This is a genomic window from Desulfonatronum thiosulfatophilum, from assembly GCF_900104215.1.
Lineage (GTDB): Bacteria > Desulfobacterota > Desulfovibrionia > Desulfovibrionales > Desulfonatronaceae > Desulfonatronum > Desulfonatronum thiosulfatophilum.
Genome location: NZ_FMXO01000014.1, coordinates 93,686 through 120,528, shown reverse-complemented (window position 1 = coordinate 120,528; position 26,843 = coordinate 93,686). Strand labels below are relative to the sequence as shown.

Here is a 26,843-nt window from a genome sequence, read left to right as displayed (position 1 = left end):
ACCATGCGAATGATCGAGTATATGGCCTGAACCTACACTTTTTGCTCCACGACTGCAAAGCAGGGAATGCAGTAGGTTTGGCCGGCAAAGCGGCGGGTGCGGGATTCCATGGTGGATTCACCGCAGGCAACGCAGTTCAGGCTGTCCAGGATCTTGGCGGAACGCGGTGCGGGCGCGGTCGGTTCGGTCACTGTGAAGAGGTCCTCCAGGGAAGCCTCGAAGATGCGCCGGCGGGTCTTGGTCTTGAGTTCCTTGGCGCGGCTCTGCTCCTCTGTGGTGGCCGAGCCGGAAAAAACTTTTTTCATCAATTCGCGCAACTCGCCGTTCTCCGGTCCCATGGCTTCTCGCTGGAAGACCGCCCGCAGGGCCTTGCCATCCGTGGTTCGATAAAAGGAGAAGGCCGTCTTGCCCAGATCCCTATGGATCAAATTGCCCTTGCCCAGGGTGCATCCGGTGAGCACCTGGATGCCGTCCACGCCGCACATGTCCGTCTCCACAACGGCGGTGATCGGATTGTCATCGTTGTGGCCCAGCTCGCGCAGGCAGAGCTCCGCAGCCCGCAGGCCGATCCACAACCCCGGGCACTCATGGCCGTGAAACGCCACGGCCCGGTCCACCTGTTCCTGGGTCAGGGTGCAGTTCATGTCATGTCCTTGTTGATTTGTTTGTTGATGATAAAAAAGATGCTGAGGAAGCCACGTGTCTCGAGCTATGAACATCAAACGCAGGGAACGACCACGGTTTGTCCCTGATGGCGCAGGATGTCCACGGGGACTCCGTAGACTTCCCGGATCATGTCCGGGGTGAGTTCCTCGTTCTTTCCACAGCAGAAGACCTTGCCCTCCTTGATGAATACGAAGGCGTCAGAAAAGCGGAAAGCCATGTTCAGGTCGTGCATGGTCATCACCGCGGCCAGTTGGTGTTCATGGACCACATGGCTGATGGTGCGCAGGATCTCCAGCTGATTCTTGAGATCCAGGCTGCTGGTGGGTTCGTCCAGGAGCAGCACCGAGGGCTCTTGCACTAGAGCCCGGGCAATGCAGACCTTCTGCAGTTCGCCGCCGCTCATCTCGTTGATATGCCGCAGGGCCAGATGCTCCAGGCCCAACTGTTTCAGGGCGCCGTCCACCTTGCGCAGGTCGGATTCGGTCACCTTCCAGCGCAGGTGCGGCTTGCGACCCAGGAGCACGGCGTCGAAGGCGGTCATGCGTCCTGCCTCGTTGCGCTGGGCCACGTAGCCCAGGCGCTTGGCGATGTCTCCGGCGCGCATCCGGAAGACGTCGGCATTTTCCACGAGCACGGCCCCGGACTTGGGTTTGAGCATGGCGTTGATGCAGCGCAGGAGCGTGGTCTTGCCCACGCCGTTGGGGCCGAGAATGGTCAGCACTTGGCCGCGGTTCACGACAAAGTCAAGGCCTTGCAGGACCAGTCGGCCGTTGTAGCCGATGCGGATGTTTTGCACGTCGAGAATCATCGGTTGCGTCCCCGGATCAGCAGGTAGAGAAAAGTGGGCGCTCCGAGAAAGGCCGTGAGGATGGAGACGGGCAGGACACGGGGGGCGAGCATCAGGCGGGCCGCGGTATCCGCGGCCAAAAGCAGACAGGCGCCGGTGAGAGCCGAGGCAGGCAGCAGAAAGCGATGGTCGTCGCCGATGATCCGGCGCACGATGTGCGGGCAAACCAGCCCCACGAAGCCGATGATGCCCAGAAAAGAGACGATCACTGCCGTGACCAGGGAGGCGACCATCATGCCGACCATCCGGACCAGCTCCACGCGTACGCCCAGCCCCCTGGCCGTCTCGTCCCCGGCGTCGATGGCATTGTAGTTCCAGCGGTTCAGGATGAAAAAGAGCAGTGCCCCGGCCACAACCACGGCCATGAAGCCCACTTCCGGCCAACCGGCCCGACCCACGTCGCCGAAGGTCCAGAAGACCATGGCCGCCAGCTGCACGTCGTCTGCAAAATACTGCAAAAACATGGTCCCGGCGGAAAAGAGCGATCCCAAAGCCACCCCGCTCAGGACCATCACCTCCGGGCTGGCCCCGCGCAGCCGGGCAATGGCGATGATGATCAGGGATGCGGCCATGCAGGCGATGAACGCACAGATCGTGGTCATGTAGGGGTTGGCGATACTCACCGCTCCCACCTGGGTGCTTTGCATGGTCCCGGTGCCCAGGAGCATCACGGCAAAGGCCGCGCCAAACGCTCCGGCCTGGGAAATGCCCAGGGTGAAGGGCGATCCCAGGGGGTTGCGCAGAATGGACTGCATGGCCGCCCCTGCCGCGGCCAGCCCGGCCCCGGCCAGCAAGGCGGCCAGGGCGTGAGGCAGACGGATGTTGCGGATGATGATGGAAAACCGGGCGTCCTCGCTCAAGCCGAAAAATGCCAGAATTACATCCCATGCCGGAATGCGCACCGCCCCCAGGGAAACAGCCGTGACCAGCAACATACCGGTCAGCAGGGTCAGCAAAAACAGGAACAGGATCTTGCGGCCGATGTAGGCGCTATATTCCGAAGGCGGTTGGCCGTGATCAAAATGGGTCATGGCGGCGTGATGTAATCAGGATGAAAGGTTGGAAGGTCAGCTGCTTCTTGAATCGGGATCATTGTTCAGGGGGGAGATCGTTTGAGACGACGTGTGAGCCATGTTCAAGATGATGCCGGATCAAACTTCCTTGCAAAGCATGTCATAGGCTTCGCGAGGAGAGAAAACCGCGATGCTCCAGGGAGGCATGGTGAGAAAATGGAAATGGATCGTATTTCCGGTGATCAAGCATGCAGCATTTCCGGTTACGGCGACCTCGGCAAAAGGCAGATCGTCGGGGTCCGGGACGTTTCCTGGGAGCCCTCTGAGCGGTTCGGAAAGGATGGTTCGGCCGGAGTGGACCAAATAGGAAAGCAGGTCGTTCACTTCCCGCGATGAGATGGCTTGGGCAAACTTTGGCCGGGACAGGACACGTCGGTATTCATCCAGTATGCGATCATCATGCAGGCAGTGGATGCGGCCGGTGTAGATCATATCCACCACCCTGGCCGGTATGGTGTGGAGGGTGAGCAGGCCTGAAACCAGGACGTTGGTGTCCACTACCGCCAGCATCGCTACGTTCGCCTTTCCTTGCGAACCTCCGAAATTTCCGCATCGATTTCCGCCTCGCTGAGCTGATCCATTCCACTGAGCGCAGCCTTGTTTCTGACGCGGGACAAGGCCATCTGCGCCTTGATGCGGGATGCCAGCTCCAGAACTTCGTCCAAACGTTCAATATTCATGACAGGCAGCATCACCGCATACGGCTTTCCACGTTTCGCAAGCACGACATCGCCATGCTCCAGCTCCTTGCGAAGTTTTCCGGGATTGTTCCTGAATTCTCGATCGCTGATGATTTTCATACGCAACTCCACTTTGTGGTGCATTTATTTGTACCAAAAAGTAGCCGTTATGATGGTGTTGGTCAAATGTAGAGAATTTTTCGCGTCGCCATCTGGATGTTGATCAGAACGTGACCCTGCTGAACCCCAGGTTGTTGAAATTTGAATTGATGTGCTCAAAGGCCGGTCCGCCGTTGAGAAAGTTGCTGATCTCCTCGGCTTTGGCCATGGGGGCGATGTCCGCGAATTGTTCCGGGTAGAGTACCGTGCCGATGTAATAGGCATTGGCGAGCACGGATTCGTAGTTCGTGGTGTAGGCATTGTAGGGGAAGACGCCGAAAACGTTGTTGCTGCGGACAACGCTCAGGGACTGGTAGGCTTTGTCCGTTCGCAGTTCCTCCAGGCCGTTGGCGCCGGATTGGAGGAGGGTCGTGGAAATGTCCAAGAACACGACATCCGGATCCCAGAGTAGGAGCTGTTCCTTGGAAACCGTGGCATGGGCCACGGTCTCCTTGTTTCCGGCAAGTTCCCCGGCCACATTGCGCACGTTCAGGAATGCGAAAGGTGCATAGGACGGTTCGGTGGATGCGAATCCATGGCCGCCGCGGTGGGCCAGGCCGCCAATGTAGACGCTCGGTCTTTTGTCGTCGGAAACCAACTCGGCCCGGCGTCGCAGATCAGCCTCGAGAACATCGAAATAAGAAATCACGGCCTCGGCTCGTTCCTCCAAACCCAGAACATGACCCATTACTCGCAAGGTCTGATTGAGATTATCCCGCTGGGTGGTCAAATTCCCGTAGCCCAGGCCGATAACAGGAATGCCGGTCTTGGCCTGAAGCATGTCCGTGCCGCCGTCACGGGGGGCATTGGTCTTGAGGATCACTTGCGGTCCAGGGGCCAGAGCCGCGATCAACTCCGGATTGTCATGGCCTCGAAATTCCCCGAACAGAGGGTGTTCGCCGAGGTGCGGCTGGGTCACCGCATAGGGCCGGGCCTCCGTGGAAAAGGGGAGACCGCCTTTTTCCGCACTGTCGACTCCTACAATCCGGTCATGCCCCTGTAAGTACACCAGCAGACGCAGACATCCCGAGCCGGAGCAGATCACCCGGTCCACCTGGGCCGGGATGGTCACCTCCCGGCCCAGGATGTCGATGGTCTGCCGGGCATGAGCCATGGTCGGCAGGGACCAAATCATGCCGTAGAGGAGGATAGCCGGAATGATCGCGAGGCGCGACGAGACGTGTCGCATGTTGTATTCTCCCTGCATATACCCGGCCAGCCGGGACAAAGTTGATCGAATGGGTCGATTGATCAGAGGATGATTGCCTGGTAGTGTTGCGGAATTCATGATGATTGCCATGAGGTTGCATCTTTTCAAGCCGAGACGGAGTCAGGAGCGGCAACGAGACGTCACGAAACGGCTGTTGATTTGACCGATAGATCCGTGGTGCTGGAGTCTTGTCAAAAGTTGTTGATTTGTTGGCGTGAATGTATACGTTTCAATAATTTTTTACAACATAAAAATATAAAACTATACATCGTGTTATTTTGCACAGGTCTGCGTGTTACCCGCATCCTGCTGCAAGACAGGCTGATCATGAAAACGGAAACCAAACAAAGGAGCGATCATGAGCAACAAGTATGAAACCCACGGCGCCTTCAGCTGGAACGAACTGCTTACCGCGGATGTCGACGGCGCGAAAAAGTTTTACGGGACCCTTTTCGGCTGGGAGATTTCGGGCATGCCCATGGAAGGCATGGATTACAGCGTGATCAAGGCAGGGGGAGAGGAGGTCGGCGGCATGATGCCCATGCCGTCGCAGGTTCCGGCCGGTACTCCTCCCCATTGGGGAACGTACGTTACTGTTGACGACGTGGATGCCACGGCAGGGAAAGCGAAAGAACTCGGAGGACGGGTGCTTGTGCCGCCAACGGACATTCCAGGGGTGGGGCGGTTTTGCGTGCTTCAGGACCCGCAAGGGGCGGTGATCTCAGCGATCACCTACAAGATGAAGGAGTGATGTAACTGCTCAAAGAGGTCGGGCGATGAGGTTTCGCGTGCAAGGGGATCTCATCCTGCGTGGAGCTTCGTAACCCAGTTACTGGGCCACGCTCCAGCCGGAACTTGGTACTGGTGCGTTACACCGCTGGCCGCACTGGGGTGCGGCGCTCCCAGGATGTATCCTCTTTGATTGCCGCAAGTTTTTGAGCATTTTCGGAGTGATTTTCGAGCCGGCAGAGATTCTTGCTGGTCCGGCGACGAAGTCGATCAGCATGCCGTGAGATCCCGTTCGGAATCTCACGGCATTTTTTATGTCAGCGAAGGAATCAGAGTCCGCAGTGGTCCGTCAGTTCCAGGTTGCGGGCGGCCTTGACTTCATCCAGGCGGCCCACGGGTGTTTGATGAGGTGCGGACTGAATGGAGGCGGGGTCGTGTTCGGCCTGTTCCAGGATCTCGATCAGGTCATTCACGAACTGATCCAGGGTTTCCAGGGATTCGGTTTCCGTGGGCTCGAACATCAACGCTTCCTTGACGATCAGGGGGAAGTAGACCGTGGGCGCGTGGTGTCCCTTGTCCAGCAGGGCTTTGGCAATATCCACGGCTCGTACGCCTTGGGCGGCCTGACGCACGGCCGAGGCCACGAATTCGTGCATGCAGATCCTGTTGTAGGGGATTTCCAGGTGTTCTTCCAGACGCTTGCGCAGGTAGTTCGCCGCGAGAACGGCGTTTTCGGAAACCCGGATCAGGCCCTCGCGGCCCAGGCGCAGGATGTAGGCGTACGCCTTGAGGTAGACGCCGAAATTCCCGTAAAACGGGGCGACATATCCGATGGACTTCGGGTAGTCGTAGTCCAGAAAAAACTGACCGTCTTCCAGCTTGACCACTCGTGATATGGGCAAGAATTCCACCAGACGTTCGCTGACGCCCACCGGACCGGATCCCGGACCGCCTCCGCCATGAGGGGTGCCGAAGGTCTTGTGCAGATTCAGGTGGACTACGTCGAAACCGGCGTCCCCCACACGCATTTTGCCCAGAATGGCGTTCAGGTTTGCTCCATCGTAGTAGAGCAGGGCGTCCACTGACCGGACCAGTTCCACGATCCGGGGCAGATGCAGTTCAAACAGCCCCAATGTATTGGGGCAGGTCATCATCACCGCGGCCACGTCCTCGCTGAGGGCCGCTTCAAGGGCCTCCGGATCGACAATTCCGTCCTTGGATTCCAGGCTGATCACGTCGAATCCAGCAATGGCCGCGGATGCCGGATTCGTTCCGTGGGCCGAATCCGGCACAATAACTTTGGTCCGCTTGCGGCCTTTGTCCTTGTGGTAGGCGGCGATGATCATGGCGCCGGTGAGTTCGCCGTGGGATCCGGCCATGGGATGCACGGTGAATCCGGCCATACCCGTTATTTCGCAGAGCAGTTGTTCGGTTTCGAAGATCACTTCCAGGGCACCCTGGGCGAAGTGGCCCGCGCCCCTGAACTGGGGAACAAGGGGGTGCAGTCGGCTGAAACCGGGCAGGGCGGCGGCCTGTTCCATGAACTTGGGGCTGTACTTCATGGTGCACGAACCCAGGGGATAGAAATGGCTGTCCACTCCGAAATTCAGTCGGGAAAGGCGGGTGAAATGGCGGACCACGTCCAGCTCCCCGACCTGGGGCAGACAGGGCAGGCTGGTTCTTGCCAGTTCCTGGGGGATCAGACCGGTCAGGTCCTTTTTCAGCTCGCGCATTCCAACACCGGGTCGCCCGGAGACGGATTGGTCGAATATGGTTTTCATAATGCCCCTCCCAGCAGTTCCTTGAGAATGCCGATGTCTTCGCGAGTGTTTTTTTCCGTGCAGGCCACAAGCAGAACATTCTCCAGGCCGGAATAATAGCGGCCCAGGGGAAAGCCGGGCAAAAAACCGCGCCGGGTCAACCGGTCGATGACGTGATAGGCCGGTCGCGGCAGGACCAGGGCGAATTCATTGGCAAAGGGCGCCGGGCTGAGCATTCTTGTTCCCGGGAGTTTGAGCAGCCGTCTGGCGGCGTAATGGGCCAGTTCAGTACAGTGGGTCGCCGTGTTGGCCAGCCCCCTGGGGCCCATCAGGCAGAGGTAGACAATGGCCCGCATGGCGCACAGGGCCTGATTGGAGCAGATGTTGGACGTGGCTTTCTGACGGCGGATATGCTGTTCCCGGGCCTGCAGGGTCAGGACGTAGCCGGTCCGCTCTTCGGCATCCGTGGTTCTCCCGACAATGCGTCCGGGCATCTGGCGGATCAAGGCTTTGGAGCAGGTCATCATGCCCAGGTAGGGCCCGCCGAAGCTCAGCGGCAATCCCAGGCTCTGGCCTTCTGCCGTTGCGATGTCCGCCCCCATGGCGCCCGGGGTCTTCAGGATCGCCTGCATCAGGGGATAGACGGAGATAATGTTCAAGGCGCCGTGGTTCCGGACGTGGGAGAACAGGTCGGTGAAGTCCTGGATGACTCCGAAAAAATTTGGGTTCTGGACAATAACCCCGGCGGTGTTTTCATCCACGGCCGCGGAAAGGGCCTCCATGTCGGACGAACCTTCCTGGTGCGGCACCAGGATCATCTCCAGGGACAGGTTCGAGGTGTAGCAGTCCAGCATGCGGCGATAGATGGGGTTGACGCATTCATCCACCACGATTCTGCGACGTTTGGTCTGGCGCACCGCCATCATCATGGCTTCGTAGAGGGCGGTACCGCCGTCGTAGACCGATGCGTTGGCGAAATCCATGTCCAGAAGCCTGGCAATGGCCGTCTGGTATTCGAAAATGGCCTGCAGGGACCCTTGGGAGGCTTCAGGCTGATAAGGGGTGTATGCCGTGGCGAATTCCCCCCGGGAGGTCAGAAAGTCCACGGCCGCGGGAATGGCATGATCGTAGAAACCGGCGCCCAGAAAGCTGATCAACTGGGTATTGTTCTTGTTCGCCAAGGCTTCCAGTCGGCTCAGCACTTCATGTTCGCCAAGGCCTTCGGGCAGGTCGAAGCTTTTGGGACGAAGCGTCTCGGGAATTTCCGCGAACAGATCGTCCATGCCGGCCGCGCCGATCACATCCAGCATCCGTCGCTGTTCATCCGGGGTGTGAGGAATATAGGGCATGGGCTACTCGCGGCATTCGGCCAGGACTTTGTATTGCTCTGATGTGAGCAGCTCCCGCGGCGTTTCGGAGAGTTTGACGCGGATCATCCAGCCGGCGCCGTAGGGATCCCGGTTGATTTTTTCCGGGGCGCCGTCCAGTTCTTCATTTACTTCCAGAACCGTTCCGGTAACCGGACTGTTCAGTTCGGTTGCCGCCTTGACCGATTCGATACTGCCAATTTCCCGGCCCTGAGCGACGCCGTCGCCCGCCGAGGGCAGTTCGATGAAGGTGATGTCGCCGAGCTGGCACTGGGCGAAGTCCGTGATTCCGACCAGCGCTTCCTGGCCGTCTATACGGGCCCATTCATGAGATGCGGAATACAACAGGTCGTCGGGGATCATGTTTCTCTCCTTGGGTGGACATGGAAGATGGTGTCGGAAAGGTAGGCGTGATGAGCACGCTCAGTCGCTGGGCGGTGATAACGGTTCAAGCAGGATTCTGGCAATATCCCGGGCCAAGGATATGACCTGGAATGGAGACCGGCTATAGACGGCCTCGGCTTGGGCGGGGCAGGAGTCCGTGATCCAGATGGTTTGAAATCCTTCATTCTCCAGACGCATCCATGCCCTATCCGGAAATACTCCGTGGGTTGCAAAGGCGCTGACGCAGGTTGCGCCTTTTTCCAGGAGAACGTTCTTGCACTCGATCAGGGTCCCACCGGACATGATCAGGTCGTCCACAATGAGGACGTGCCGGTCGCGAGGATCGCCTTCCTTGATCAGGACGCCCCGGCGATCTCCCTGTCGGGCCTTGAGGCAGACAATCTGCGGAAATTCCGAAAAGAGTCGCCCGAAGCGCTTCCAGGCGCCTTCATCCGGAAAAGCGATAGACACGTCGGGCAGACTCTGGATCTCTTCCTTGAGCAGATGCACGGCGGTTTCAAGCCGGGGAATGACGCTGTCCGAAAAATAGAAGCGCTCCTGCAGGGCATGGATGTCGTAGATGACGATCTGGGCCGGGCCGGACATGGATAGCGGAATGTCCGAGAGCAGGCGGGCCAGAGTGGCGGCCGTGGCGATCTGGCCTTCTTCCTCGACCCGTTCCATGGTTCCCGTGGGAAAGTAGGGCAGGATCAGCTTGAAGGAGCGTACGGCATACCGAGGCAATTCGAAAAGCACGGCCAGTTGGGCGAACATCTCTCCGGGGGTGGTCAGGGTTCCGAGAAAGGCCACGTCACGGTTGCGGAGATTGGGAGCGTTTTCGATCCGCAGGTTGGGAAAGCCATCCTGGAAATAGGACCAGTCGATCCGCCCGAGGGTGATATCTTTCGGATGGGCCGTGTGGATGCGCAGAGCTGTTTCCGTCATTTGCGGGCAGAAGAAAAGATGGATCATGCGGGTCTCCTGTTCAAGTCGAGGGAGTCGAGCAGGGCGTTGATTTCCTTGGGAGTCAGGGACCGGCATGCGCCGCTGGGCAAATCGCCGAGCTGGATGGGACCCTGGCTCAACCGTCGCAGACCCAGAACATGCAGGCGAAGATCGCGGCACATCCGCCGGATTTGCCGGTTCACGCCCTGGCGCAGCGTCATTTCCAGAATCACGCCTCCTTCGGAATGGCGGCCATTTTGGCGGTATGACGTTCCATCATTGCCAATGATGCGAACCTCCACGGGTGCCAGCCGCTCGCCCTCGGCAAGCTGCATTCCGCTGCGCATGGTCTCGAGTTTCTCCCGCGTCACGTGACCACGGACCCGAACATGGTATGTTTTGGGATGTTCCCAGCGAGGGTGGGTCATGCGCAGGGCCGTTTCGCCGTCCGTGGTCAGCAGGAGCAGTCCTTCGGACAGTAGATCCAGGCGGCCAACGGGAAACGGCCTTCGGCGGCGTATTTCAGAGGAAAGGAGGTCCATGACGGTCTTCCGGCCCTGGGGATCGTGGGCCGTGGTCACCACGTCGGGGGGCTTGTGCATGGCCAGATACAGGAGTTCGCGGTGTTTCTCCGGGGTAAGCGGGATATCCTTGCCGCGAACCCGAACGCGGTCCCGGCCTGGATCAATGCGGATACCCGGAGTTCTCGTCACTTCGCCGTTGACCATGACGGCTCCCTCCAGAATCATTTCATCCGCCGCCCGGCGTGAGCAGAGTCCGGATTGCGCCAGCACCTTGTTCAGGCGTACTGTTTGGTTTGATTCAGGATGAGTCACTCGCTGACAATAGGGCGGCGGCCCCCGCCGGGTCAAGATGACGATCTGCCCGGCCTGCCCAAGCGGGTAACAGGGCAAGACTTGTTCTCGATTCTCACGCTCTATTCGATTAAGTATCGCAATCGCTATCGCAATCGTAATCGTAATCGCAATCGAATCGCAATCAGACGACATACCAAGAAGATGGCGTAATCATGAGGTGGTGTAATATTTTCGATTTCGATTTCGATTGCGATTTGGATTTGGATTATTGCTGAGAACACAGATTTTGCTCTGCGCGGGCGAGGCGTCCATTTGACCGTTTTTTCCGGCGTGGTTATAGGCAATATGAATGGAGCCGTAAAAGTGGCGTAGTTAGAATTCGGTTCGGAAAAACTTTGATTTCCTTCCTGACGGCCTGAAGCGTTCATTATGGCGACGAAGGCATCAATTGTTCGTATCCGGCAAGTTCTTGCGGTACTCGATTTTATCTTGCAAATATTATACTCAGTATCTCTTGCCGAACGTTGCAAGGCCAAGCTCATCTAAGATTAAGCTTCAGCCGTGTGCGCGCCGCGAATACGGTAGATAAACGATTTGATCCGAGGTGGAGGATCCATGCATCGAAAAATACTCATTGGGCTTGTCTGCCTGCTGGTTGTGGGCTTTTTTGTTTTTTCAAAGGATTCGGAACAGGAGCGGCGAACCATCGGTCCCATGGCCGAGGATGTCGACGTGGATGTAAGCATGAGCGGAGTGGAAATGCGATTGGGACAGCAGGGACGAATGCTTTGGACCTTGAAGGCCAATTCGGCGTCTTATGACCAGGGACAGCAGGTGGTTCTGCTCAATTCTCCGTACATCACCAAGAATCTGGTCGGAAATGATGTTCCGGTGATCGTCAACGCGCCCCTGGGCGAGGTGGATCAAGCCTCCAGCGATATCCGGCTCTGGTCAGGAGTGCATATGGAATACGGTCCGACATACCTGAATTCTCGGGAAGCCATTTTTGTCCAGATGGACGACACCATCTTTTTGTCCGGAGACATCCTGCTGGACCGTCAAGGGTTGCAGCTGCGTTCCGAAAAAGGGGATGTCGATCTGACGACCTGGGTGGTCAATGCCGAAGGCGGCGTGGAGGTTATCATTACCAAAAACAATTTTTCCAAAGGGTTGTAAGTGGCTGTTCGTCGCCCATTGAACATGGCTTGGAAATCCGTATTGTTGTGCCTCGTCGCAGTCACGGCCTTCGCGGCATGGAGCTGGGCGAATGACGAGGAGGCCGTGCCCACCCGGATCACGGCTGAGCGTTTGCGCTATGATCACCATAAACACCAGATAGAGTTCATCGGAAATGTGCATGTGGACAGGCCGAATTTTCAACTCCGCTCGGAACGGCTGCTGATTTTTTTGCGGACCTTGCCCCGGGAGGATCGTCCGGAAGACGTGTCCGTGGAACAGGACATGGAAGCCCAGGTGGATATTGATAAGATGATCGCCCTAGGCAAGGTTTTTTTGAAGCATGAAGAGCGGATCGGCCACGGGGATATGGCTACATATTGGGTCGATCAGGGGGTGCTGCGCCTGGAGGGAAATGCCATTGTGGAAGGCGGAGGCACCAAGCTGGAAGGCAATGTAATCACGCTCAACGTCCAGGAGAAAGAGGTAGACGTGCAGGGACGCAAGGATCGGAGAGTGGAGGGCGTTTTCATGCTGCCCCGCGAGCAGGGGGAGCAATGAGTTCAATACTGATCGGCAGTGATCTGCGTAAATCCTTCGGCCAAAAAGAGGTAGTCCGCGGAATCACTGTTCGTGTGCGGCAGGGAGAAATCGTTGGGCTGCTGGGGCCCAACGGCGCAGGCAAAACCACGACGTTTTACATGCTGGTCGGAGTGGTTAAGCCTTCGGGCGGATCCGTCGAGCTGGACGGGCAGCAAATCACGACATGGCCGCTGCATGAGCGAGCCCGTCTGGGGCTGAGTTATCTGCCCCAGGAAAGCTCGGTTTTCAAAAAGTTGACTGTCCTGCAAAACCTGCAGATTATTTTTGAATACACTGATTTATCCCGTTCCATTCAGCACAAAAAAGCGGAAGCCTTGATGGAAGAGTTGGGGATTTCCAAGCTGGCAGATCAGAAGGCCATGTATTTGTCCGGTGGTGAACGTCGAAGGCTGGAGATCGCCCGCGCCCTGATTCGCAATCCAAAATTCATGTTGTTGGATGAACCATTTGCGGGTATTGATCCACTTGCGGTGGATGATATTCAGGTCATCATTACTTCGCTCAGAGAACGGGGCATCGGGGTGTTGATTTCAGATCACAATGTCCGCGAGACATTGAAAATTTGCACCAGAGCCTCCATTGTTTTCGAAGGGAAAGCCATTTTTGAAGGCTCTCCGGAGGAAATCGTGGCGGATTCAAGTGCTCGAAAAGTATATCTTGGTGAGGATTTTTGTCTATGATCACGCATTCCGCCTTGTGCAAGCAAGGCTTCCCTGCTCAAATGCATTCAACATCGAGGGTAGGGCATGGCTCTTGAACTACGCCAGCAGCTGAAGCTGACGCAACAACTGGTGATGACTCCCCAGTTGCAACAAGCCATCAAGTTGCTTCAGCTTTCCCGAATGGAGCTGGTTGAAAGCATTCAACAGGAATTACTTGAAAATCCGGTTTTGGAGATCGTCCCGGAAAGCCTCGATGAGGCCGTCATGGAGGTGGAGAAAAAAGATCCTGCCGACGAGCGTTTTCAATCCGTCAATGTTGAAGAGCCGCGTCAACTGCATGACCCGGAATGGCAGGACTATCTTGGGGAATTTTCCAGCGTCAGCCGGCAGATGCAAGGCAGGGACTGGGAAGTGCCTGAAGAAGGAATGAGTTTTGAGGCCCGGCTGGCGGGCAAGTCGACCTTGACCGGTCATCTTTCCTGGCAGTTGCGGCTTTCGTCATTGCCGCAAAAAGATCTTGCCATCAGCAACGTGATCCTTGGCAATCTTGATTCGGTGGGGTACCTGTGCGAGCCCCTCGAGGAGATTGCGCTCATGGCGGAGTGCAGCGTCGAGGAGGCTGAAAGGGTGCTCCGGATCATGCAACGGCTGGATCCTATCGGAGTATGCGCCAGAAACCTGCAGGAATGCCTGATGGTTCAGATGGAGGAATTGGGGCTGGATGATCCGGTGCTGGTTTCTTTCGTCAAGGATCACATGGAGGAACTGGAAAAGCGCCGCTACAAGCCTCTGGCCAAGAAGTTCAAGCTCACCATGGATGAGATCAGGGAGTACCTGGAGTGCATTCAACGGCTTGATCCCATGCCCGGGAAGAGCTTCAACACCGATGATCCGCAGTTTACCAGCCCGGATGTGTATGTGCATCAACAAGGCGAGGATTTCATCGTTGTCCTGAACGAGGACGAAATTCCGGGACTGATGATCAATGAGGCCTATGCCAAAGACATGGCCATTCATGGGAAGGGGGCAAAAGAGTACATTCAGGAGAAAGTGCGTTCCGCTCACTGGCTGATGAAAAGTCTGTACCAGCGTCAGCGGACCCTGTACAAGGTCGCGGAAAGCATTGTCCGGTTTCAGCTGGAATTTTTTCGTCACGGCGTGACCCACTTGAAACCGATGATTCTGAAGGACGTGGCTTTGGACATCAGCATGCATGAATCCACTGTGAGCCGGATCACAACGAACAAGTACATGAACACGCCGCACGGCATTTTTGAACTGAAATTTTTCTTTAACAGCGCCTTGGGAATGGATGACGGCAGTGAGGCCGGCTCGGAAAGCGTCAAGGCGGAAATCAAGAAATTGATATCCGAGGAGGACCCTAAACGACCGCTGAGCGACGAGTTGATCTCCCAGTTGTTGAAAAAATCCCTGGGGGTGAATATTGCCCGCCGAACCGTGGCCAAGTATCGTATGGCGTTGAACATTGACTCATCATCCAAGCGGAAATCGATATTTTAACCGGAGATGCCAGGAGTGAAAATCTGATTGCCGTGCAAGCCGAACCACGACAGGCCGCTGGCGCTTTCCCTCCGTCGGCAACACATGTTGCATGTCCGGCGCGGATGGCTTGGCGGATCAGAAATGCACCTTGTCCGAAACAATCAACCTTGAACCCTTTCTCTGGAGGTGTCTGCATGGAAATCACATTCACGTTTAAGAATTTTGAGCCGTCGAATCACCTCAAAGGGTATGCCCGTGAACGTTTTGACAAAATCAACCGCTACCTGCGGCCGGACGATGACGGCGAGATCGCGGTGAATCTCTCCGTGGAAAAATACCGCCACATGGCCGAGGTCATATTGACGGGCAAGGACATGCATTTTTCCGCGACCAGCGAGAGTGAGGACATGTATTCCACCATCGATCTGGTTCTGGACAAGCTCGAGGCCCAGGTCCGCAAGATCAAGGAGAAAAGCAAGGACCACCGTCGCGGCCAGAAAGGGCAATCCGCAAGGGTTGATGTGATCTCCTTCACCCAGGACGAAACCGGAAAGCGTGAACAGACCATTACGGAAACGGACAATTTTGAACCCAAGCCCATGTCCGTGGACGAAGCGGCCATGCAGCTTGAAGCTCTGGGCAACGAATTCCTGGTGTTCTTCAATGCGGATATTGAGCGCGTGAACGTAATTTATCGCCGAAAAAGCAGCGATTTCGGCTTGATTGATCCGGGAATATAACCTGATGATCCTCCGGGAATATCTAAGCAAGGACCTGCTACTTCCTGAACTGCAGGCCCGGAACAAGACTGAGGTTCTGGCGGAGCTGGTCTCCGCCCTGGCCCTGAAGTGGCCGAGCTTCGACGCCGAGACTGCGTTCCGGGTCCTGCGGGACAGGGAGAGTCTGGGCAGTACCGGAATAGGCGACGGGATCGCCATACCCCACGGCAAATTGGAGGGGCTTGAGCAGATTGTGCTCGTGGTCGGCCGCAGTTCCGCGGGGGTTGATTTCGAGGCCCTGGATTACAAACCGTGTCATATTTTTTTCATGGTTCTGGCCCCGGAACATGTAGCCGGAATGCATTTGCGCATACTGGCTTCCATCACTAGACTGCTGAAGAACGAAGAATTTAGGCACGCCTTCCTCACAGCCCAAGACAAGGATCATTTCTGGGATGCACTCAACACTGCCTGAGCAAACTTCTGTGCAGGAGCCGGAACAGCCTGGACAACCTCCCCGCGGCATCCATGATGTCTCGCTGGTGATGATTACAGGCCAATCCGGGGCCGGTAAAAGTACGGTCTTGAACGTCTTTGAGGATCTCGGTTTTTTTTGCGTGGACGGACTGCCGGCTGGACTGGCCGGACAGCTGGTCACGCTGGCCGAGGAAATGAAGCTGGATCGCTACCCCGGCGTGGCCCTGGGGCTGGATGTTCGGCTCCCTGATTTTGCGCTACAGTGGGAAAACTTCGTCCAGGAGATGGATCAGGCCGGGATTAGCCTCAAACTGGTTTTTCTGGAGGCCAGGGACGCGGTGCTCATCCGGCGATACGCCACCACGAGGCGGCCTCATCCCCTGGAAGCGCAGGGCATGGGATTGGACCAGGCCATATTTCAGGAACGGGTCATGCTGGAAGGCTTGCGCAATCATGCCGATCTGGTGGTGGATACTTCGGATTTTTCGATTCACGATCTGCGCAGGGTGATCCAGGAGAAATGGCCTCTGGAAAAAGAAACCGGTGAGGGAATGCGGATCCATCTCATTTCCTTCGGCTTCAAGTACGGTGTTCCCCTTGAAGCGGATCTGGTCTTCGACCTTCGGTTTTTGCCCAATCCCTATTTCGATCCGGAGTTGCGGCCTCTGTCAGGGTTGGACGAATCCATCGCCCGATACGTGCTGCAGCATGATCCCGGGAAAGCTTTTATTGACCGTTTCGAGGATTTTTTGCGATACCTGCTGCCTCTCTATGCCGCCGAGGGCCGCTATCGTCTGACTCTGGCCCTGGGATGCACGGGGGGGCGGCATCGGTCCGTCGCCGTATCCCAAGCGCTTCTGACCTCTTTGCAGGCCACGGGATTTGCCGTGACCATTGAACATCGTCACCTGGATCTGGGATGAACCCGATCGCAGGCATTTGGAGTTTATGGTGATTGGAGTCGTATTAGTCACCCATACCGAATATGGGGCGTATCTGCTCAAGGCAGCGGAATTAATTCTCGGGCCGCAGCAAGACTGCTATTTCGTCAGCGTGGATGTGACCAAGGAAGTGGAGAAGTCCCTCGCGCAGATCAAGGCCAGCGTAAAAAGCGCGGACCATGGGCCCGGGGTCGTCATCCTCACGGACATGTTCGGGGGGACCCCGACAAACCTGAGTCTTTCCTTGCTGAACAAGAACGACCACCAGCTGGAAGTGATCACCGGCGTCAATCTGCCCATGTTGCTGCGTGTGCTCGGTTCCCGCAAACTGCCTCTGGCCGATTTGGCCAGGGAAGCCAAGGCCGCCGGATCCCAGGGTATCGTGGTGGCTGGAGAGTTGCTGCGCAGCAAGGTGGCCAAAGGATAGTACGGTATCGTCATGAACTGGGTGCGAATTGATAATCGACTGGTCCATGGTCAGGTCATCGAAGCGTGGGTTCCCTATCTGGGAGCAAAGAGCATTATCGTGGTCAACGACGAGTTGGCCGAGGATGATTTGCGGCAAGAGATTGTCAGGTTGGCCGTGCCCGCGAACGTGGAGTTGCTGTTCACCACGGTGGAAGGGGTTGCGAAGTTTTTGGACCAGTGCGTGCAGTCAAAACGGCAACGGGGCGGCATTCTTGTTCTTTTCGCCACCTGCGGGGACGTCCAGCGGGCTTTGCAAAACGGTTTCGCGCTGACCACGGTCAACATCGGCAACCTGCATTATTCTCCGGGCAAGCAGCAGCTCTGTCCGCATGTGGCATTAAGCAACGAGGACATCGGTTGCCTGAAGTCCTTTTGCAACCGGGGCATTCAGCTTGATTTCCGCTGCGTGCCCAATGATTCGACGCAGGTGAAGGCGTCATGGTGAGCTTTGAATTGAATTCCCTGACCTGGGTCGGACTTGCGTGTTTTTTTTTGTGCTTTTTTCCCTGGCCCGTTTCGGGCTGAACATCGGTTTCCTGGATCGTCCCCTGGTGATCGGCATGATCTGGGCCGCCGTGACCGGACATTGGGAAACGGCGTTGCCGGCAGCGGTCTTTTTTGAACTTTTTTTTCTGGATCTATTTCCCATCGGAACATACATCCCCCCCCATGGGCCCTTTGCTCTGCTGACGACATTGGCTCTCGCCCATACCTTTGATATTTCCCAGCCGCCCGCGATCTTCATGCTGATGCTGCTGTGCCTGCCCATGGCATTTTTGGGCAGCAAGCTGGAGCATGCCCATCGGCGAAGACAGAATGTCGAATACACGCGCATGCTTCTGTCCACCAGGTCTGGACGAGAACACTCCGTTGCCATGTCGAGCCTTGTCGGCAAGTCTTTCTTTCCGCTGTGCATGTTGAACCTGGTTGTCTTTGTTCTGGTCATGGCCCTGCTTGTACCGCTTACCGACTGGCTCTTGCATCATGTCCGCGGTCGTGTCCTGGTCCTTCCGATTACATGGCCGATGATCTGGATGCTTGGGACCATCGGTGCCCTGCTTTCCCTGCGTTCGCGCAGGGTATATGCCATTTTGCTCGTAGCCGTGTTCCTGGCCGGCGGGATCTATTGGGTCAACGTGATGTAGTGGGGGCAAAGGAAGCTCCGAACTGTCAGACATGAACATCCCGGCTTCATCAGACATGAGAGGCCGCAGTATCAAAACCAGCCGAACCAGGTTACCCGTCTTGTGTGTTCAAAATTTGCTGAAGTTGCTTCGAATCTTCCCCAACCTGTTTTTCCCTTCGAAGGAGGATGTGGCGTGATTTACGATGTTGATAAGGAGACAGCGCCCCGTGAGGATCTGGAGCCGTTGCAGTTGACCAGATTGAAGAGCCTCGTGGAACGCGTCAATGCCAATGTTCCGTTCTATCGGCGCAAGTTTGAGGAGGCCGGCATTCGGCCTGTACACGTCAAGAGCCTGAAGGATTTGCAACATCTGCCCTTTACGGAAAAACAGGACTTGCGCAACAATTATCCCTACGGGCTTTTTGCCGTTCCCAAAGAGAATGTGGTCAGGATTCATGCCTCATCCGGAACAACCGGCAAATCAACGGTTGTCGGTTACACGCACCGGGACGTTCGCAACTGGGCCGGTTTGATGGCCCGCGCTTTCATGGCCGCAGGGGTGAATCGCGGCGACGTGGTGCATAATGCCTACGGCTACGGCTTGTTCACCGGCGGGCTGGGGGTACATTACGGCGCCGAAGAACTGGGAGCGACCATCGTGCCGATTTCCGGTGGCGGAACGAAGCGACAGGTCATGCTGCTTCGGGATTTCGGTCCCACGGTGCTCTGCAGCACGCCGTCCTACAGCCTCTTTTTGTATGAGGCTGCGCTGGAAGCGGGGATCTCCATCAGCGAATTGCCCATCCGGATCGGCATCTTCGGCGCCGAACCCTGGTCCGAGGAGATGCGTCACGACATCGAAACGAAACTGGGCCTTATCGCTCTGGATATTTATGGTTTATCCGAGATCATGGGCCCTGGAGTGGCGATGGAATGCGCCGTGGCCCAGAAAGGTCTGCATATATTCGAGGATCATTTCCTGCCGGAAATCATTGATCCGGTAACGGGAGAGGTGCTTCCGCCCGGTGAAACAGGCGAACTTGTCCTGACCACCCTGACCAAGGAGGCCCAGCCTTTAATCCGCTATCGGACCCGGGACATAACTTCTTTGAACTACGTCCCCTGCCTGTGTGGGCGGACCCACGTGCGCATGAGCCGGATCAAGGGACGCAGCGACGACATGTTGATCATCCGCGGCGTGAATGTCTTTCCTTCCCAGATCGAGGCCATACTGGTGGAAACCGAGGGCCTGACGCCCCACTATCAGTTGATCCTGGATCGGCAGGGCGTTCTGGACACCCTGGAAGTCCAGGTGGAGGTGAATGAAAACATCTTCTCAGACGAAGTGCGTCACCTGCAGCGTCTGGAAGCAAAGATTCAGGGGAACATCAAGGAATTTCTCGGCGTCACGGCAAAGGTCAAACTGGTCGAACCGCGCAGCCTCGCCCGATCCGAAGGCAAGGCCAAACGGATCGTCGATCGCCGCAACGCAGCATAAGAAAGCCGGGAAGAGGCGGCATGGGGAGGTTCAAACTATTGGCCTCCCCATAACCATTTGCCAAAAACAAGAACTCCGCAAAGGGAGGACTCAATGATGAAGGTGGAACAGATTTCTATTTTCCTGGAGAACAGGGCTGGTCGCCTGACCGATGTGACGCGGGTCTTGTCCGAATCCAAGGTGAACATCCGGGCTCTTTCCCTGGCCGACACGTCGGACTTTGGCATTCTCCGCCTGATTCTCACGGATCATGAGCGGGCAAAGCAGATTTTGAAAGACAACGGCTTCACCGTGGGGCGAACTTCCGTGGTGGCCGTGGAGGTGGACGACAGGCCGGGCGGGCTGCATTCGATCCTCGAACTGCTGAGCAACAGTCAGATCAATGTCGAATACATGTACGCCTTTGTTCAGCAGTCCGGCAAGAACGCCGTTTTGATTTTTCGTTTCGATCGGACGGATCAGGCAATCGATATTTTGCAGAAAAACAATATCCGGATCATTCCCGGCGATGAATTGTACAACTTGTAACCTGTTCGGCGGGAATGCAAGTGGTCAACTGCATCCATCTGATCGATATGCCACTTTTTTCGGCGCGGGATGTGCTTTTATGACCTTGCGCCGGATGATCTACCCAACAAGTTGAGGAATTTATGATGAACAGAATTGGCGTAACAATATTGGCATTGCTGATGACGCTGGTTATGAGCGCGGGTAGCGCCGGAGCGTCAGGGAAAACTGTGACGTTGCGCTTGGCCCATTTCTTCCCGGCAACCCATCCGGCGGAAACGGTCATGGTGCAGGGCTGGGCTCAGGCCTTGGCCGAGGCTTCCGATGGTCGAATAAAAATTGTCAGTTTTCCTGGACAAACTTTGCTCGCCGCGTCTGAAGTCTATGACGGCGTGGTCACAGGAATCGCGGATATCGGTTTGTCCGCTTTCGCCTATACCCGGGGCCGGTTTCCGTTGCTGGAAGTTTTCGAATTGCCAGGCGTGACCTATGAAAATTCGAAGGTTGCCAGCCAGGTGGCCTGGGAGGCGATCAAGGAACTGAATCCGACGGAAGTGCGGGATACGAAGCTGTTGATGGTTCTGGCCACCGGGCCCGGCGATCTGTTCACGAAGTCACCGGTTCGGACTCTTGAAGATCTGCAAGGAATGGAAATCCGGGCCACCGGTCTGAGCGCCAAGACCTTGTCCGTCCTGGGAGCAATCCCCGTGGCCATGCCCCAATCCGAGGCCTACGAAGCCCTATCCCGCGGACTCGTCAAGGGCAACCTCTCTCCCCTGGAAGTTCTGCAGGGATGGCGGCACGCCGAAGTGACGGAATATCTGACCCTGACGCCGTTCTTGTACAACACGCTGTTTTTCGTGACCATGAACCAGCGAACCTGGAACTCTTTGCCCGCGGATTTGCAGGCCGTAGTGGAAGAGGTTTCGGAACGGTTTTTTCAGGATGTGGCCATGGGGCTGTGGGATACGCAAAATGAGGCCGCGCTGAAGTACGCGGTGGAAGACACGGGCCAGCAGGTGGTCACTTTGTCTGATGAGGAAACTGCCCGTTGGACCGAATTGGTGCTGCCCATCCAGGTTGAATTTGTCGAGGAAATGAGGAAGAAGGGGCTGCCCGGGCAACAGGCCCTGGATCTGGTCCAGGAATTGTCTGAAAAATATAATGCGCTCTATTGAGAAAGAACTAATTGTTATTGAGTTGAGTTTTTACTTTGTATCCCACAACTGATGGGGGACTCTCCGAATGGAGCGTCCCCCCTTTCTGACAGCGCTTCGCTGCTGATTATCCAACCATATCTTTGAGTACCATGCCGTCACGTTCGACCATCTATTTGAAACAAGCTGAAAAACATGTCTGGGGCGCGTGCAAGGTCTTCGATGCCATTGCCGGAATCAGCCTCATCGCCGTCATGCTGTTGATCGTTTTGAACATCATTTTGCGGGCTTTTTTCAAAAGCCCTATCCTTGGAACCTACGAGTATGTTGGATTTTTAACTTCCCTCACGGTGAGTTTGGCATTGGCCCATTGCGCATTGAAAAACGGACATATTGCCGTGGGCTTTCTGGTGGCCAAGCTGCCGGATCGCCTCCGGGCGGGCATTGACGCCATGACCAACGCCGTATCCGCGGTTTTTTTCATCTTTTGTGCAAAGCACATGCTGGACTACGGAAGGAGCTTCGCGGCCAGCGGCGAAGTCGGTCTGACCACAAAGATTCCATTTTACCCCTTTGTTTACGGACTTGCGGCTTCATTGATCCTGCTTTGTCTGGTCCTGTTCCTGCGTACCCTTGAGATGATCGGAATGGCGGTGCGGCGGTGAGTGCGACGCTTGTGGGGCTGGGGGGAATCGGACTTTTCTTCCTGCTGCTGATTGTCCGGATGCCCATCGCCTATGCCATGGTCCTGTCCGGATTCCTGGGGTTCAGTTGGCTGATTACCCCGGAAGCCGCCTTCCGGGTCGTTTCCAAGGATCTCTACGCCACCTTTTCCTCCTACTCCTTGAGCGTCATCCCCATGTTCATTTTCATGGGGTTTCTGGCGTTCTACTCCGGCATCGGAGCCAGGCTGTTCACGTTTGCCTACAGGACTATGGGGCATTTCCCCGGTGGATTGGCCATCGCCACTCAGGCCACGTGCGCACTTTTCGGCGCGGTGTGCGGTTCGAATACGGCCACGGCCGCGACCATCGGCGCGATTGCCATTCCGGAGATGAAAAAATACCGCTATGCCGACACCCTCTCCACAGCCAGCGTGGCGGCGGGCGGCGCCCTGGGCGTGCTGTTTCCCCCCAGCGTGATCTTCATCGTCTACGGCATGGCCACGGAGCAGTCCATCGGCAAGCTGTTTCTGGCCGGAATCATTCCCGGCTTCGTGCTCATGTTCCTGTACATGGCCACCATATTCATCATGGCCAGGATCAATCCGGCTTTGGGGCCTGCAGGTCCGAAATTTACCTGGAAAGAACGACTTGCCGCGCTCAAAGGCGGAATCTGGGAAGTGTTCGTGATCTTTTCGCTTTCCCTGGGAGGGCTTTTCGCCGGCTGGTTCACGCCCACCGAGGCCGGAGCCGTGGGGGCGGGCGGCGTTTTTTTCCTGACCCTCATCCAGCGCAAATTGCGCTGGGAAGGATTGAAACGCGCCCTGGCGGACTCCACCCGGACCACTGCCATGATCATGCTGCTGGTGGCCGCCGCGGTCATCTTCGGGCGGTTCATGGCCGTAAGTCGTATTCCCTTCGAACTGGCCACCTGGGCCGGACAGCTGGACCTGCCGGCATATGTGGTCATGGCCTTGATCCTGCTCATCTACCTGGTACTGGGGTTTTTCATCGACGCTCTGGCCCTGGTGTTGTTGACCATCCCGATCTTTTATCCCGTGGTGGTCAACGTGCTCGGGTACGACCCGATCTGGTTCGGCGTGATCATGGTCATGGTCGTGGCTATGGGCGTCATCACCCCGCCAGTGGGCATGAACGTCTACATCATCAAGGGCATTGCCGCTGATGTGCCCCTGGAAACCATATTCAGGGGAATCTGGCCATTTCTGGCCGCGCTGATCCTTTGCATCGTCATTTTACTCGCTTTTCCCTCCCTGACGCTGTTCCTCCCGAACATGATCTGATCCAAACACCAGACAACCGACTCATCTTTTTGAGATCCCAGCAAATCCCTTCGCCGACTTCAGGACATCCCGCGTTTATCCTCCTGCATGCGGAGCAGCATCAGGGGGAGAACGGATTTCGCACTTCTTCACAAGCCGAGGTTTGGTCTTAGACTTATCAGAAGTTGGTTTCGGCTGTGGCACGAACCGTGTTCTGGAGGTCGATGATGGAAGGCATTTTCTTCAGTGACTGGGAGACCCTGCTTCGAACATTTATTGTGGGCTGTATCGCCTATGTTGTCTTGGTCTTTTTTCTGCGGATATCGGGGCGGCGAACGCTTTCCAAGATGAATGCCTTCGATTTTGTCGTGACTGTCGCGCTGGGATCTACCCTGGCAAACATACTGCTCAACCCGGAAGTGAGTCTTGCGGAAGGCGCGCTGGCTATGGGGCTGCTGATCGGGATCCAGTTCGCCGTCACCTGGTCGAGCGTCCGTGCTCAATGGGTCAGAAAGGTGGTCACGGGAGAGCCTGCGCTGCTGCTGTACCGCGGGGCATATCTTACGGACAGCCTTCGCAAAGCACGGGTAACGCGGGATGAGGTGCGTTCAGCCGTGCGGACTTCCGGAACGGCCGCGCTGGGTGAGATTGAAGCCGTGGTCCTGGAGACCGACGGTTCGTTCAGTGTGGTCAAAAAAAGCAATACTCCCGGCGAATCGGCTCTGGCCGGCATTGATGCCCCTGATGCATCCAAAATAATTAATAAAGGTCATTAATCTGCTCGCCAGTGTAGAAGAAAAAAATGCGACCAACCTCCTCGGACATGGCTTGTTCCTTCGTGCTCGTCGTCGTGATCAAAAGCGAGATGAATCAAGAACCAGTCCGCATCAGGATTTGCTGATAACTATTCAGCTGAGGCCCGGAGTGCCTTGATTTTGCGGCCTCGCACACTCCTTCGCCAACTTTTTAACATCTTACCACTACAGTATCCAGATCACATCCCTCTTTTCGTCTCCCGTTGTTGGATCCCGATACATCCACAGCTTTCCTTGCATCGCATATGATTACCTAATATTGCGTCCGGCGTACTGCATGAGCCGGTATTGGAATAGCTACGAGAATATCTCAAAGCGGCAGTACTGCCGGACTTTTCCAAAGGTCCGGCTGATGCGCGGGCTGTTTCCACACCATGAGAAAAAGGTTCTCAATCTCGGAAACCTGCTTGCGTCACGCTGGATTTCCGCATCTGGGCTTGTGTCCCTGGGTGGTCCACCTGCCGTGGACGCGTCATAGGCCAGTACCGTCACGCCACGATCCCGTCCTTCTCCGTCATGAGACAAGCTGATGTGGATCTGTTTCGCGGAACCGCCGACGATTTCCTGAGGAGAATTTATTTTTTCCAAGGCCCGAGATACGGCCAATTCTTCCGGGGATTCACGTCGGATGCCCTTTCCTGAAAGAAGGCTTTTGACTTCTGTCCACCAGGGGTCGCGTTCGCCCTTGACACGGATTAAGAAAGACTTCATTGGAGGTGCTCCTTTTCATTATTGCAATTGTAAAGTAAAGTGCCGCATTCTTGCAATGGCGGCAAGACCTCTCTCTGCAGCGATCTGTACATTTCGAGACGTACATTCAACAGTGCCAGACGATCGCCATGTCAAACAGCACAACATTTGGAGATAGAAACGGTGTCCGACACGGAACAAAGATATCGACGGTTTTATGATTTCGTGGTCGAACAAGCCGTACGCAGGAAGTGGGTTGGAAAGGATAACGAAACCCAGTGGCTGCAGATGGCGACTTTTGATCTCGATCTTGAACCCTTTTCCGCAAGGGCGCTGGTTCTGGGCGCCGCTGCCGCACGTGATGCCTTCGTGGAAACCGAAGTCGAGCGTGTGCTGGATGAGCTCGTCAAGCAGGCAGCCGGTCGTTCCAGGCGTCTGAGTAAGAAGGATTTCACGCGTATTTCCATGTTGTTGCAGTCTTTCTCTCGAAATGTACTGGATCAAGATCATGCCGAGCAATTGGTCAAGGACGCTGTACTGCGCAACAATCTCAAACCCCGCGGCAACGGCCTGTTTCGCTCCCGCCGATGGTTTCGAACAAAAGGTTTGTCGCAATTGAAAGTCTGATCCTAATCATGGATCAACCCAGAATCCAACTGAACTGGATATTATTTCATTCCAAAGTGTAAGCATGCCCGAAAACGTCTTTGAATGGGTCGCGGTAACCCCTTTTCTGATAGCATTTCTAGTGCTTGCCATACCTTCTGTGGTGCTCTCGGTAATTGGCATCATTCTGATCCGCATCGCGTATCCCCCGTTAGAGCGTATGCAAAGTCAGATCGCGAGCGGCAAGGTCAACTACATGGCGGAGACGTATGCCGTTGTATTGGGTTTTTTTCTGGTTACAGCGTATGAAATGTACCAGGATATGCAGGTTACGGTCAAAACGGAAGCCATGTCCGTGCGTGCCCTGGATCAGGTCGTGCGGAGTCTGCCGGATTCCGTCCGAAAAGACCTGACAATGCACCTTGAGGCATATGTGCACACCGTAGTAGAAGAAGAGTGGCCCCTGCTTACTTTCGGAGACTGGAGTCCGCAAGCCCAGGCCCATCTGGATGCCGTTTTTCTGGCGGTCGGAGAAATCGCGGTCAGCGGCGTTGAATACCAGGCAAGCGCTCTTCAGGCGGAGCAGTTGGCACGCCACATCATGCTCAACCGCGCGGACCGCATTGCGGCTGGCCCGGGTGACATCCTCGGCGGCAAGTTGTCCTATGTTTTACTGGTGGCAACGTTGATTGCCTTTGCCATGCCCTGGTTTCTCTTCACGCCCTATCTCGAGGTGCACATCATTCTCGGCACGTTGCTGGTGGTGGTCTTTATTTCCCTCATCGTTATGTCCGCAAAGTTAATGTATCCATTTGCCGGCGAACTGACGATCCCTCCGGAACTCTTTCATGATTATCTTACGCAGATAGCTGGCCGAAGAGGAGGGTAGACAGATGAAGTTCGGCGTGTACAGCGTATTGCTGCGATGGATGCTCATCGCGGGTATTGTGCTGGGAACCTACAATCCGAGCGGACGCTCATACTATCACTGGGCAACGACCTCGGATGTCGAAATCAGCCTTAAGATTTCCATTGGATTGATTCTTTTTGCTCTGAACATGATCTTTGTCCGTCTCACGTTTCGCTCCATGGGACTGTCTGGAGCCTTAGTGTTGACTCTGGTTGTCACCTCCGTGGCCGTGACTTTGCCCAGAATGGGCTGGGTCTCCCTGGTCAATTTGGACATGTTTATTCTGTATGTAACTCTTTTCTTCAGCTTTGCCCTCACACTTGGGGTTTCCTGGTCCGCGTTGCGCACCCGGTTATCTGGACAGGTAGATTCCGACGACATCAGCAAGAGGCTTTGAACATT

Annotated in this window: 32 protein-coding genes; 20 read left to right on the top strand and 12 right to left on the bottom strand. The window is 56.1% G+C overall.

The window, feature by feature from the left end:
• Positions 1 to 32 precede the first annotated feature (32 nt).
• From BLP93_RS12580 to BLP93_RS12555, 6 genes are all read right to left on the bottom strand, one after another.
• Complete coding sequence (locus BLP93_RS12580; RefSeq protein ID WP_092122246.1) at positions 33 to 644, bottom strand: FmdE family protein; 612 nt, start codon at positions 642 to 644, stop codon at positions 33 to 35.
• 74 nt (positions 645 to 718) lie between these two features.
• The gene (locus BLP93_RS12575; RefSeq protein ID WP_092122243.1) at positions 719 to 1,474 is read right to left on the bottom strand and encodes an ABC transporter ATP-binding protein; all 756 of its coding nucleotides are present in this window, start codon (positions 1,472 to 1,474) and stop codon (positions 719 to 721) included.
• Positions 1,471 to 2,544: a FecCD family ABC transporter permease gene (locus tag BLP93_RS12570; RefSeq protein WP_092122239.1), complete on the bottom strand. Its 1,074-nt coding sequence runs from the start codon at positions 2,542 to 2,544 to the stop codon at positions 1,471 to 1,473. Before BLP93_RS12570 ends, BLP93_RS12575 begins: the two co-directional genes overlap by 4 nt.
• 120 nt (positions 2,545 to 2,664) lie before the next feature.
• Complete coding sequence (locus tag BLP93_RS12565; protein WP_092122236.1) at positions 2,665 to 3,096, bottom strand: putative toxin-antitoxin system toxin component, PIN family; 432 nt, start codon at positions 3,094 to 3,096, stop codon at positions 2,665 to 2,667.
• 2 nt (positions 3,097 to 3,098) lie between these two features.
• On the bottom strand, positions 3,099 to 3,386 hold the full coding sequence (locus BLP93_RS12560) for a type II toxin-antitoxin system Phd/YefM family antitoxin (RefSeq protein WP_161946325.1): 288 nt from the start codon (positions 3,384 to 3,386) through the stop codon (positions 3,099 to 3,101).
• Positions 3,387 to 3,489: 103 nt separating this feature from the next.
• Entirely contained in the window at positions 3,490 to 4,725 is a 1,236-nt protein-coding gene (locus BLP93_RS12555) for an iron ABC transporter substrate-binding protein (protein WP_244148746.1), read from the bottom strand.
• Positions 4,726 to 4,993: 268 nt separating this feature from the next.
• Between BLP93_RS12555 and BLP93_RS12550 the strand changes: the two genes are divergently transcribed.
• The gene (locus BLP93_RS12550) at positions 4,994 to 5,386 is read left to right on the top strand and encodes a VOC family protein (protein ID WP_092122230.1); all 393 of its coding nucleotides are present in this window, start codon (positions 4,994 to 4,996) and stop codon (positions 5,384 to 5,386) included.
• Positions 5,387 to 5,693: 307 nt separating this feature from the next.
• On the opposite strand, the gene gcvPB is transcribed toward BLP93_RS12550, so the two are convergent.
• The 5 genes from gcvPB to BLP93_RS12525 are packed head-to-tail and all read right to left on the bottom strand — an operon-like array spanning position 5,694 to position 10,734.
• The gene (gene gcvPB / locus BLP93_RS12545) at positions 5,694 to 7,145 is read right to left on the bottom strand and encodes an aminomethyl-transferring glycine dehydrogenase subunit GcvPB (RefSeq protein WP_092122227.1); all 1,452 of its coding nucleotides are present in this window, start codon (positions 7,143 to 7,145) and stop codon (positions 5,694 to 5,696) included.
• Positions 7,142 to 8,473 (bottom strand): aminomethyl-transferring glycine dehydrogenase subunit GcvPA, encoded by a 1,332-nt coding sequence (gene gcvPA / locus BLP93_RS12540; RefSeq protein WP_092122224.1) that lies wholly within the window; start codon positions 8,471 to 8,473, stop codon positions 7,142 to 7,144. The genes gcvPB and gcvPA overlap by 4 nt, the downstream gene beginning before the upstream one ends.
• Positions 8,474 to 8,476: 3 nt before the next feature.
• On the bottom strand, positions 8,477 to 8,854 hold the full coding sequence (gcvH, locus tag BLP93_RS12535) for a glycine cleavage system protein GcvH (RefSeq protein ID WP_092122221.1): 378 nt from the start codon (positions 8,852 to 8,854) through the stop codon (positions 8,477 to 8,479).
• A gap of 60 nt (positions 8,855 to 8,914) precedes the next feature.
• Positions 8,915 to 9,847, bottom strand: a complete 933-nt coding sequence (locus BLP93_RS12530) for a phosphoribosyltransferase family protein (protein WP_161946324.1) — start codon at positions 9,845 to 9,847, stop codon at positions 8,915 to 8,917.
• The gene (locus tag BLP93_RS12525; RefSeq protein WP_244148745.1) at positions 9,844 to 10,734 is read right to left on the bottom strand and encodes a pseudouridine synthase; all 891 of its coding nucleotides are present in this window, start codon (positions 10,732 to 10,734) and stop codon (positions 9,844 to 9,846) included. The genes BLP93_RS12530 and BLP93_RS12525 overlap by 4 nt, the downstream gene beginning before the upstream one ends.
• A gap of 519 nt (positions 10,735 to 11,253) precedes the next feature.
• On the opposite strand from BLP93_RS12525, the gene BLP93_RS12520 reads away from it, so the two are divergent.
• The 16 genes from BLP93_RS12520 (at position 11,254) to BLP93_RS12445 (ending at position 24,196) form a co-directional block, all read left to right on the top strand.
• Positions 11,254 to 11,814 carry an LPS export ABC transporter periplasmic protein LptC gene (locus tag BLP93_RS12520; RefSeq protein ID WP_092122212.1) on the top strand — a complete coding sequence of 187 codons (561 nt, stop codon included), beginning with the start codon at positions 11,254 to 11,256 and terminating at the stop codon, positions 11,812 to 11,814.
• A 24-nt stretch (positions 11,815 to 11,838) separates the two neighbouring features.
• Positions 11,839 to 12,375, top strand: a complete 537-nt coding sequence (locus BLP93_RS12515) for an LptA/OstA family protein (protein ID WP_092122209.1) — start codon at positions 11,839 to 11,841, stop codon at positions 12,373 to 12,375.
• On the top strand, positions 12,372 to 13,097 hold the full coding sequence (lptB, locus tag BLP93_RS12510; RefSeq protein WP_092122206.1) for an LPS export ABC transporter ATP-binding protein: 726 nt from the start codon (positions 12,372 to 12,374) through the stop codon (positions 13,095 to 13,097). The genes BLP93_RS12515 and lptB overlap by 4 nt, the downstream gene beginning before the upstream one ends.
• Before the next feature lie 66 nt (positions 13,098 to 13,163).
• Entirely contained in the window at positions 13,164 to 14,600 is a 1,437-nt protein-coding gene (gene rpoN / locus BLP93_RS12505) for an RNA polymerase factor sigma-54 (RefSeq protein WP_092122203.1), read from the top strand.
• Positions 14,601 to 14,776: 176 nt separating this feature from the next.
• Complete coding sequence (gene hpf / locus BLP93_RS12500; RefSeq protein WP_092122200.1) at positions 14,777 to 15,322, top strand: ribosome hibernation-promoting factor, HPF/YfiA family; 546 nt, start codon at positions 14,777 to 14,779, stop codon at positions 15,320 to 15,322.
• A gap of 4 nt (positions 15,323 to 15,326) precedes the next feature.
• Positions 15,327 to 15,776, top strand: a complete 450-nt coding sequence (locus tag BLP93_RS12495; protein WP_092122197.1) for a PTS sugar transporter subunit IIA — start codon at positions 15,327 to 15,329, stop codon at positions 15,774 to 15,776.
• A complete protein-coding gene (rapZ, locus tag BLP93_RS12490) occupies positions 15,757 to 16,701 on the top strand; it encodes an RNase adapter RapZ (protein ID WP_092122194.1) in 945 nt (314 codons plus the stop codon). Before BLP93_RS12495 ends, rapZ begins: the two co-directional genes overlap by 20 nt.
• A gap of 25 nt (positions 16,702 to 16,726) precedes the next feature.
• A complete protein-coding gene (locus BLP93_RS12485) occupies positions 16,727 to 17,146 on the top strand; it encodes a PTS sugar transporter subunit IIA (RefSeq protein WP_092122292.1) in 420 nt (139 codons plus the stop codon).
• Positions 17,147 to 17,158: 12 nt separating this feature from the next.
• Complete coding sequence (locus BLP93_RS12480) at positions 17,159 to 17,632, top strand: PTS sugar transporter subunit IIB (RefSeq protein ID WP_092122191.1); 474 nt, start codon at positions 17,159 to 17,161, stop codon at positions 17,630 to 17,632.
• 37 nt (positions 17,633 to 17,669) lie between these two features.
• Complete coding sequence (locus tag BLP93_RS12475) at positions 17,670 to 18,332, top strand: PTS sugar transporter subunit IIC (protein ID WP_092122188.1); 663 nt, start codon at positions 17,670 to 17,672, stop codon at positions 18,330 to 18,332.
• 174 nt (positions 18,333 to 18,506) lie between these two features.
• A complete protein-coding gene (locus tag BLP93_RS12470) occupies positions 18,507 to 19,811 on the top strand; it encodes a phenylacetate--CoA ligase family protein (RefSeq protein WP_092122185.1) in 1,305 nt (434 codons plus the stop codon).
• Positions 19,812 to 19,907: 96 nt separating this feature from the next.
• Positions 19,908 to 20,339 carry an ACT domain-containing protein gene (locus BLP93_RS12465; protein WP_092122289.1) on the top strand — a complete coding sequence of 144 codons (432 nt, stop codon included), beginning with the start codon at positions 19,908 to 19,910 and terminating at the stop codon, positions 20,337 to 20,339.
• Between the two features lie 122 nt (positions 20,340 to 20,461).
• Positions 20,462 to 21,496, top strand: coding sequence for a TRAP transporter substrate-binding protein (locus BLP93_RS12460; RefSeq protein WP_092122182.1), 1,035 nt, complete (start codon positions 20,462 to 20,464; stop codon positions 21,494 to 21,496).
• A 131-nt stretch (positions 21,497 to 21,627) separates the two neighbouring features.
• On the top strand, positions 21,628 to 22,140 hold the full coding sequence (locus tag BLP93_RS12455; RefSeq protein ID WP_092122179.1) for a TRAP transporter small permease: 513 nt from the start codon (positions 21,628 to 21,630) through the stop codon (positions 22,138 to 22,140).
• The gene (locus BLP93_RS12450) at positions 22,137 to 23,441 is read left to right on the top strand and encodes a TRAP transporter large permease (protein ID WP_092122176.1); all 1,305 of its coding nucleotides are present in this window, start codon (positions 22,137 to 22,139) and stop codon (positions 23,439 to 23,441) included. Before BLP93_RS12455 ends, BLP93_RS12450 begins: the two co-directional genes overlap by 4 nt.
• A 203-nt stretch (positions 23,442 to 23,644) precedes the next feature.
• Positions 23,645 to 24,196 carry a DUF421 domain-containing protein gene (locus BLP93_RS12445; RefSeq protein WP_208596642.1) on the top strand — a complete coding sequence of 184 codons (552 nt, stop codon included), beginning with the start codon at positions 23,645 to 23,647 and terminating at the stop codon, positions 24,194 to 24,196.
• Positions 24,197 to 24,532: 336 nt separating this feature from the next.
• On the opposite strand, the gene BLP93_RS12440 is transcribed toward BLP93_RS12445, so the two are convergent.
• Positions 24,533 to 24,946 carry a hypothetical protein gene (locus BLP93_RS12440; RefSeq protein ID WP_092122174.1) on the bottom strand — a complete coding sequence of 138 codons (414 nt, stop codon included), beginning with the start codon at positions 24,944 to 24,946 and terminating at the stop codon, positions 24,533 to 24,535.
• Between the two features lie 162 nt (positions 24,947 to 25,108).
• On the opposite strand from BLP93_RS12440, the gene BLP93_RS12435 reads away from it, so the two are divergent.
• The 3 genes from BLP93_RS12435 (at position 25,109) to BLP93_RS12425 (ending at position 26,838) form a co-directional block, all read left to right on the top strand.
• Positions 25,109 to 25,552, top strand: coding sequence for a hypothetical protein (locus BLP93_RS12435; protein WP_092122171.1), 444 nt, complete (start codon positions 25,109 to 25,111; stop codon positions 25,550 to 25,552).
• Positions 25,553 to 25,751: 199 nt separating this feature from the next.
• The gene (locus BLP93_RS12430; protein WP_161946323.1) at positions 25,752 to 26,420 is read left to right on the top strand and encodes a bestrophin-like domain; all 669 of its coding nucleotides are present in this window, start codon (positions 25,752 to 25,754) and stop codon (positions 26,418 to 26,420) included.
• Between the two features lie 4 nt (positions 26,421 to 26,424).
• A complete protein-coding gene (locus BLP93_RS12425) occupies positions 26,425 to 26,838 on the top strand; it encodes a DUF6524 family protein (RefSeq protein WP_092122166.1) in 414 nt (137 codons plus the stop codon).
• Positions 26,839 to 26,843: the final 5 nt, after the last annotated feature.